Origin of the sequence: Sulfurovum sp., assembly GCF_049668085.1 — a bacterium.
Classification (GTDB): domain Bacteria; phylum Campylobacterota; class Campylobacteria; order Campylobacterales; family Sulfurovaceae; genus Sulfurovum.
Map to the genome: position 1 here is coordinate 1 of NZ_JBATIY010000122.1, position 8,371 is coordinate 8,371.

General features: G+C 35.8%; 8 protein-coding genes. 1 reads left to right on the plus strand and 7 read right to left on the minus strand.

Going from position 1 to position 8,371, the window contains the following annotated elements:
* The 7 genes from WBM70_RS08025 to WBM70_RS08055 all read right to left on the minus strand — a co-directional run.
* Positions 1 to 245, minus strand: a 245-nt coding sequence (locus tag WBM70_RS08025; protein ID WP_424557984.1) for a J domain-containing protein, incomplete at its 3' end; no start/stop codon positions are given.
* Positions 245 to 2,338: an LPS-assembly protein LptD gene (locus WBM70_RS08030; protein ID WP_424557985.1), complete on the minus strand. Its 2,094-nt coding sequence runs from the start codon at positions 2,336 to 2,338 to the stop codon at positions 245 to 247. The genes WBM70_RS08025 and WBM70_RS08030, both read right to left, overlap by 1 nt.
* Positions 2,331 to 2,786, minus strand: coding sequence for an RDD family protein (locus tag WBM70_RS08035; protein ID WP_424557986.1), 456 nt, complete (start codon positions 2,784 to 2,786; stop codon positions 2,331 to 2,333). The genes WBM70_RS08030 and WBM70_RS08035 overlap by 8 nt, the downstream gene beginning before the upstream one ends.
* A gap of 9 nt (positions 2,787 to 2,795) precedes the next feature.
* Positions 2,796 to 4,064: a phosphoribosylamine--glycine ligase gene (gene purD / locus WBM70_RS08040; RefSeq protein WP_424557987.1), complete on the minus strand. Its 1,269-nt coding sequence runs from the start codon at positions 4,062 to 4,064 to the stop codon at positions 2,796 to 2,798.
* Positions 4,065 to 4,427: 363 nt separating this feature from the next.
* A complete protein-coding gene (locus WBM70_RS08045) occupies positions 4,428 to 5,093 on the minus strand; it encodes a uroporphyrinogen-III synthase (protein ID WP_424557988.1) in 666 nt (221 codons plus the stop codon).
* Positions 5,093 to 6,034, minus strand: a complete 942-nt coding sequence (locus WBM70_RS08050; RefSeq protein ID WP_424557989.1) for a cation diffusion facilitator family transporter — start codon at positions 6,032 to 6,034, stop codon at positions 5,093 to 5,095. Before WBM70_RS08050 ends, WBM70_RS08045 begins: the two co-directional genes overlap by 1 nt.
* A 2-nt stretch (positions 6,035 to 6,036) precedes the next feature.
* The gene (locus WBM70_RS08055) at positions 6,037 to 6,690 is read right to left on the minus strand and encodes a hypothetical protein (RefSeq protein ID WP_424557990.1); all 654 of its coding nucleotides are present in this window, start codon (positions 6,688 to 6,690) and stop codon (positions 6,037 to 6,039) included.
* 199 nt (positions 6,691 to 6,889) lie between these two features.
* Here WBM70_RS08055 and WBM70_RS08060 point away from each other — a divergent pair.
* On the plus strand, positions 6,890 to 8,371 hold a 1,482-nt coding region (locus tag WBM70_RS08060; protein ID WP_424557991.1), incomplete at its 3' end, for a diguanylate cyclase domain-containing protein.

Sequence of the window (8,371 nt, forward strand, 5' to 3'; positions counted from 1 at the left end):
GCTCCTGGGAATTGTTTGGAAATTTCTTCTTCATCAAAAGTATAACGAAACTCTTCTATATACTTCATCAATAATTGATAGGCATGATTTAACTGTTCCATCTCTGCAACATCACCTCCTCGGTCAGGGTGCTTCTTTTTAGCCAAGAAATGATATTGTTTTTTAATATCTGCCCTGCTTATCAATTTAGGTAACTGTAATATCTCTAGGGCTTTTTCTATCTCCTCTTTAGGACTGATGATCATTATTCAGTTCCCACTACACCAAACGGTATAAAATTCAATTGTAAATAAAAAGTGGTATCCTCAGTATATCCTGTAGGTCTAGGTACAATATCTTGTCTGACGGAAGCTGTTGCACTCCAGCAATCACGATGATAACTCCCCCCAAATCTCCACTGCTTACTTGATTCATCATCCACATCATAGGTTAAACCACCATTCAACTTGATCCGTTCATTGAATGTGTACGCAAAGGAGAAATAAACTTCATTTGCGTACACATCATCATCCGAAGTAGCACTATACGTAGAGTCATCGGGTAAGATCTTTTTATACGTATGTCCAACACTAAAACGATAATCCGTTTTATTCAATCCAATACGACTCGAAGATTCACGTATTTTCCCATATTCATGAGAATAGGTGATATTATTATAAAAGTTCCACTGCTTTAAATTGTACTGCATCTCATTACTCAAATCAGCAACCTCATACTCTCGATCAAGGTAATATAATTGAGAAAATCTTTGAAAAAATTTCAATTTCATATTTTCATCATAAAAATATTGGCTCAAGCCTAGTACATACTGTTCTTCAGGCAATCCAACAGCAAACAGTTCCTGCTGTTCCTCGCTTAATGAATCAAACTCTACAGGAGACTGGTTTTCACTCCCCGGTTTAATATATCTGATAGAGGGCTGTAATACATGGACAAAACCTTCATACTTTTTCGTTAGATCTGTGAAAAGTTTCACTTTATGTATATTACTGTAGTACTGAAACTCATCATGAATATAATCCCCATTGCCAAAAAAGAATTTACTATAATAGATCTCTTCACCCAAAGAGAGATTTAAAAAATCATCAAAAAATGCTGTGGTAAATTCCAGTGGTATTTTGATTTCTGCTTGCTTAAGCGTCGTACCTTCTTCTCTATGGAGATTGTTAATAAGAAAATCTGCACTGTAGGTTAAATTATCCCATATCAAATGACTCAAGTATTTATGAAATTGCATAGAGGGGAGTATTTGAAGTGTATCGTCATTATCATCTTTTCTTGTATCTATGAAATATTTAGCATTCAACCCTGTATAGTAGTCATTGTTATAAAGAAAATAATTGACTCTCGATTCTTGTAAAGGTACAAGTCCAAAATGTGTAAGGTGGCTTTGCTGCAAATTCAAGTAATCAATATCATTGAGATAGGTTGAGTTAATATACAGACCATCTGTGAACCCTGGGGATAACTTGTGAGAAAATACTCTAGAAGATTCATAGTTAAACTCTACACCATAATGACTGTCATCTTCAAGATTATTATCTTCTACATAATCTTGTTTATCTTTAAAATACCCTACCCTCAATGCTCCAGAGGAGTGTGCTGAATCGGCGAAACGCAATGTCGTATAGAGCCCTAAACTCCTTGAAGTCCGTATCTGAGGGTTGAACTCCATATCCATACTGGGTGAAATTGCCCAAAAGATAGGTTGTTCATAACGGAATCCTTCTCTGGATGAATATCCAAAGCTTGGGAAAAGCAGACCCGAAGTTCTTTGTCTATCTAAGGGAAAGGCAAAATAAGGTGTATAAAATACAGGCATGTCCCATAAATACATTTTTGTATCATAAAGCTTCATATACTGTGCTTCACTATCGTACAGAGAACGTGAGAAGGTCATTTTCCATAAAGGGTCTGAAATGTCACAGCTTGAAATCACTGATGTGCCTAGCGTATAGTTTGTATCTTGCCTATGCGCTTCCTCTGTAAAAAGCCATACATCATTTTTACTCATAAGAAAAAGCTCATCAAAGGCAACTTCTTTTGTATCCGTATATATCTCAATATGGTTGCTATGTTCTTTCGTACCTTTATACCCGATCATTTCAATATTGCCATCAAGAACAAGCAGTTTTTTACTTTTATCAAAGGTTGCAGAAGATGCTTTGATCACAGAGTCTTCATAATAAACCACTACATTATCTTTTGCTGTAACTATGTTTTCAACAGAATCTATATGTTTTGCAGTGATTTCAATTTTACCTTTATCTGATGCAGCAGACACTATTTGCATTGCTACAATAATACATAAAAGTACAAAGGAGATATGTTTAGTCATTCACAACTACGCAGTTAGAAAGTTTATCATGCAGTGTTTGTTTCAGTGGTACAAAAAAAGCCATAAGAAAACCTAAATAAAAGAGTACTTCACTGGGAATTCTCACAGAAGCACGTAAAAATGCCTTCGAAAAATTCGGAATATTCCCTGTTTCTATATCTATCACTTTTATCTTCATGAGATACTTACCTAAAGTCATACCGTTCTGCCAAACGAAAACCGTATGATAAATAAGCTTGATAGCAAGTACAACCAAAAGGTTTTGGGCAAGAAAGGCATTGAGAGTCTCAAGTGCTGCTTCATCTACCACAGTGATATTTGCAAAAACTGTAGAAAATTGATCATAAAAAATAATGATAAAAAACAGAGAAATAACAATATCATCTATGACAAAAGCGGTAATTCTTTTTTGATTACTGGCAATAGACAAAGAAAGAGGTTCAGACATTTCTACTTCCTAAAGTGCTTGATATGCAATGTCCGTACGACACTGTTTACCAGCAAAATGTACTTGTCCCACTAACATATAAGCATATTGTTGTGCTTCTTTAATACTGTCACCGACACCTACACAAACCAATACTCTTCCACCAGCAGCATAAAGTTTTCCATCTTCACCACGTGTCACACCCGCATATGAGATATGTGCATTTTCACTGACCTCTTCATGATAGATATCATCAACAATGATTTCTGCAGGAGGAGTACTTTTGTATGGATAATCTTTACTTGCCATTACTACACCCACTGCATATTTGTCATGAAACTCTATATTCGCGTTTTTAAGATCACCTGTTGCTGCTTTATAGAACAGTTCAGATGCCGGAGACTTGAGCAGTGGCATCAACTCTTCACATTCAGGGTCACCAAAACGTACGTTATATTCAAGAATAATAGGCTCACCCTTAACTACCATCACACCAATAAAAAGTACACCTGTAAATGGCATACCTTCCGCTTCCATTCCCTTAAGCGTAGGTTCAATAACTCTCTCATCCAACTTACGATAAATCTCATCATTTACCAATGGAGTTGGTGCATATGCACCCATACCACCTGTATTTGGGCCTTCATCATTATTCAGTAATCTTTTATGGTCTTGTGCAGCTGGCAATACCACATAATCTTTTCCATCACAGATGGCAAATACAGAGAGTTCATAACCATCTAAGAACTCTTCAACAACGATACTTGTTCCAGCATCACCAAATGAGTTACCTGAGAGCATTTCACCCGCAGCTTTTTTTGCTTCATCGTGACTTTGCGCAATGATCACACCTTTACCACCACAAAGGCCATCTGCTTTAACCACGATAGGTGCATCAAGTGTCATAATGAAATCATATGCATCCTGAAGAGAGTCAGTTTCAATGTATTTTGCTGTAGGAACATTATGACGTGCAAGAAAGTTTTTCATAAATATTTTTGAACCTTCAAGTTGTGCAGCTTGAGCTGTAGGTCCAAAAATAGTAAGCCCTCTGGTCTTAAAGACATCAACAATACCATCAACCAATGGTGCTTCAGGACCAACAATAGTAAGTTCTACATCATTGGCTTCAACAAAATCAGCCAATGTAGAAAAATCACTGATATCAAGATTCTCACCTAATGTATCTGTTGCTCCATTACCTGGTGCAAAATAGATCTTCTCTACATTTTCATCTTTGTTCAATGCCAAACCAATAGAATATTCTCTACCACCTGTACCTATTATCAATACGTTCATAAAATTCTCCGAAAATTAAAAGTGTCATAACCAAAAAAGGGATGGATAGAAGTGATGAAAATTGTGCGTAGAGGATTTTTCAAAAGGCTTGAAAGTGAACGGATAGTTCATCGATAGCTTTTTGAAAAGTCCTATACGTGCAAATATCGTCACTAATAAATGCCCCGGGTGGGCGTTCTGCTTAAAGTCGGCCCTATATAGCCAACAGTGCAGGAGAGAGTCTCTCTTTAGGGGATGATTCCTCGTCGACCTAGTCAAACTCAAACGAAAACTTCCACACACCAAGAGACTACATGTCCCACTAAGATTAATGTTGGACCCCAAATACAGTCGTCGCACCACCTAGGTTAAATTTATTATAACCTATTTGGAGTTAGAAATGAGTAAAAGTTGCTTTGCTTTTATGACACATGCACTAATAAGTGGCTCATCAGCTACCTCAAAATGTGCATCTAAAGGTAAATGTTTTGATGTGGCTTCACCTATGACTACTGCCGTATAACTTTCATCCCATTCAAAATTCTTCAAAAAACAGTGTATGGTTGAAGGAGAGGTAAAGATAATAATTGCACCTTTGTTAGGTTTCTCTTTTTCCTCATAGCCAATACAGGAAGTTTCATAGATGATCTGTTCTTGTAGTACTATACCCGCTTTGGCTAAAAAGTTTTTTGAATCAAAAGAGACCTCTTTGGGTCGTAAATACAAAATATGTTTATCTTTAAAGAGTGTAATAATATCTTGATTTAATGTCTCTGCATAGAATGATTCTGGCTGATAAATCACTTCCCCTCCTAGAGATTCTATCTCTTTTGCCGTGGCTGAACCTATGGCCAAACAAGGGTATTTTTTCCATTCAGTGGTCAATGCCTCAGCACTTTTAACCGCCTGCTTGGATGTAAACATCAGTACATCACATTTTGAAAAATCTATCGTTACAGGAAGAAGTCTAAAATCTATCATAGGTAGATGTATCGTCCCTTCTTGGGGTAAAGGAGACAAAAGATAGATCAACCCATCATTCTTCATCATTATTCTTCTTTATCTGTATGGATCAAAGTCTTCCCATTCAACATCGCCTCATTCAGCTGCTCATCATCATAAGGGTCAAAATGCGGTGTAATGATCCATTTTTTATTTTTATCAAGTAGAAAGATCTTATCTTCTACCTGATCGGCAATCCGATGTGCTTCGAGTAATAACATATTGGGACGCAAGACCATATGAAACTCTACAAAATTGGTACTTCCATCCGTACGTGTTTTAAGCCAATGGTAACTTGTTACTTCAGGATGATTTGAAATAATTTCACTGATATTTGCTACCATATCTTCATCTAATGCACGGTCTATAAGTATCTCAACCCCCTCTTGTATGATCTCATACGCAGAGTAAATGATATAAAGTCCTATCCCTAAACCAAATATCGCATCAATAGCATCGATGCCTGTCATATATACCAGTCCCAATGCGACTAAGACGGCGGCATTACTCCACAAGTCTGTTTGATAATGTAATGCATCTGCTTTAATGACAAGATTGTCTGTCTCTTTGGCAACCTTCAATAGATACTTTACTAAAACATAAGTGATGATGATAGAAAACGTCATAGCTACGATCGAAGGTGTAAGAAGTGTCGTCGCAGATCCACTGTTTAATTTTTTAATCGCTTCATAAATGATGTAAATACCTGAAATGGTAATGATAGTACCTTCTATGACCGCTGCAATAGCCTGGATCTTACCTTTGCCATACTGATATTCTTCGTCTGGGTTTTCTTCTGATTTTTTAATCGCAAAAAAGTTAAATGCGGAAACCAACATATCCAAAAGTGAGTCTATAGCAGAAGCAAGTACTGCCACTGAACCACTTGCTACTCCCAAGACTAATTTTATGATCACCAAAAGTGTTGCAACGGAACTTGATACAAGTGTTGCTCGTTTTTGTGGTGACATTTTCATCTCTTCGCTCATATTCATAATCCTCTTCTTTCTTTTATCATTGTCATACCACTTACTATCAATAACCCTAATGATACTACAAAATAGAGTATAAGGAGTATCCATAATCCACGACTTATCACTTCCAAGAAAGGGAAGAAAAGTGTAATACGATATAGTATACCTAGTAAGACTGTATATTTCACCATATTGTGTAAACGTGTATAGAGCTTCACAATAGTTATTTCACTACAGTTTGCACACCTATTTTCAATCGCTTTTTGTTGATATTTATCTAAAAATGCATAGACAAACTTTAATACATACCGTGATAAAGTAATGATCAATGCTATGCGAATGATAACAAAAAATGCTTCTAACCAAAACCCCTCTGGTATCTTAGACCACCATTCAAAAAGAAGTGCCTTTAAGCTCATCCCTTCAGAAAGATAATAGCTACAAAAAGCCGTTGTACCGATCAGTCCGAGCCATAATAATACTTTAAGTAGAAAAAACAGATATTTTTTGGCTTTGGCTATTTTAATCTTATTCTTTTCATACGAAGAAGTGTTTTTCATCAAACTAAAGGCAAAATGGTAATGTATCTTGAGCATCATATATACTCCAACTACGGCAAAAAGAAGTAGTCCAAAGACAATTACTTCTTCGTAGAAATTTGGAGTATCCATATGTAAAGACCTAATAATTAAATAAAAAGTGATTTTAGCATAAGTTAGGTTTAACCATACGTGTCATGTTGATTTTTCCATACAAATAAAGATAAAATAAAATTTACTTTATGGCAAAACTTATGTTATAGTAGTGTTATAATTTTTAAATATACTCTATCTATTTTTAGGGAGTAACATTAAAGTGATGGGTACCAAAATGAATCATAAAGATAGTAAGATAGAAGAAGATAGTTTAGACCAAGCCATTGATAATGCCGACATATCATTTGAAGAGCGTCTTGCTTATGATAAAATGGTCTTTTACTATATTTCATTACCCATCATGCTTATCGGGAATCTTTTAGGTGCCCTTCTACTATCTGCCATACAATTAGAAAGTGTAGATCTCGATTCCATTGGTATCTGGCTTCTTGTCAGTTTTATTATGTTCCTCTATCGATTTTATCACTATTATCAGTTTAGAAATGAGAGTGAGGCCAATAAACTCAAAAATGCAGATCTATGGCTTGATAAATATTATACCAATACCCTGCTCAGTGGTATCGTCTGGGGGAGCAGTGCATTTTTACTCTTCCCTGAATCGGGACTTTTAAATCAGATGACCCTGCTTTTCTTTTTATTTGCCATTGGTTTTTCTGCCATGGGTATCCTGGCATCTAAAACTGATCTTCTGCTTACCTATGCTTTAGTTACCTATGCTCCTATTATCTTGCGTCTCTTTTTTATGGAAGATGAACTTTACAGTATGATCGCATTTATTATTCTTGCTCTGATGCTCATCATGATACTCACCGCAAACTATTATGGAAAAGTGATCAATAATGCATTGAACAATCGTCAACACTTCATGACCATCAAACATTCACATGAAAAACTCAAGGAACGTTTCTTCTCCCTGTTCGAACGTGCCCCTGTAGGTATCTATTATTATAATACTTCTTTGGAACTTCAAGATGTCAATATGCATTTTATGCAAATGAATAAGGAAAAAGACAAAGAAGCCCTACTCAATACCAACTTAAATCACCTTTCAAATTCGCAAGTGATCAATGCACATAATGAGATATTTAAAGGCAAAACAGGTAATTATCGTGGTCCTTTCGAAGTCCTTAACTCTAACCAGAGTCTCTATGTGAATCTTTCAACCGTACCTATGCTTGATGCGAAAGGCAACGTTGCCGGAGGTATCACTATTATCGATGATATTACTAGTGAGGTCACTGCAAAAGAAGCAGTATTGAGAAATGCCTATTATGATATGCTTACAAACATTCCAAATCGTACACTCTTTTTAGACAAACTAAAAGCTTTTCTTACCAATACAAATCAAAATAATGTATATGCTGCTTTACTTTTTCTCGATATCGATCACTTTAAAAAAGTCAATGAAACCTATGGACATGATATGGGGGACCATCTGCTTAAACAAGTAGTTCAAAGGATTGATGAGTGTATAAATAGCCATGATATATTTGCACGTATCACTGGTAATAAATTTGCTATTCTCATTCCTTCTTTAGATGGTGATAAAACACTTTCAAAAGAGATGATACTAAATTATATAAGTACGATTCAAGATAAATTTGTCCCGCCTTTTCTTGTTTCAGGAGATGAACAGCATTTAAGTTTCACTACTGGTGTCGTGATGTTCAATAATAATACAGTGTCTGCTTATGAT

What these genes read in the sequence shown, in the direction of transcription:
- WBM70_RS08045 (WP_424557988.1), bottom strand. Translation starts at nt 5,093, where the DNA reads ATGATGAAGAATGATGGGTTGATCTATCTTTTGTCTCCTTTACCCCAA.
- purD (WP_424557987.1), bottom strand. Translation starts at nt 4,064, where the DNA reads ATGAACGTATTGATAATAGGTACAGGTGGTAGAGAATATTCTATTGGT.
- WBM70_RS08055 (WP_424557990.1), bottom strand. Translation starts at nt 6,690, where the DNA reads ATGGATACTCCAAATTTCTACGAAGAAGTAATTGTCTTTGGACTACTT.
- WBM70_RS08030 (WP_424557985.1), bottom strand. Translation starts at nt 2,338, where the DNA reads ATGACTAAACATATCTCCTTTGTACTTTTATGTATTATTGTAGCAATG.
- WBM70_RS08035 (WP_424557986.1), bottom strand. Translation starts at nt 2,786, where the DNA reads ATGTCTGAACCTCTTTCTTTGTCTATTGCCAGTAATCAAAAAAGAATT.
- WBM70_RS08050 (WP_424557989.1), bottom strand. Translation starts at nt 6,034, where the DNA reads ATGAGCGAAGAGATGAAAATGTCACCACAAAAACGAGCAACACTTGTA.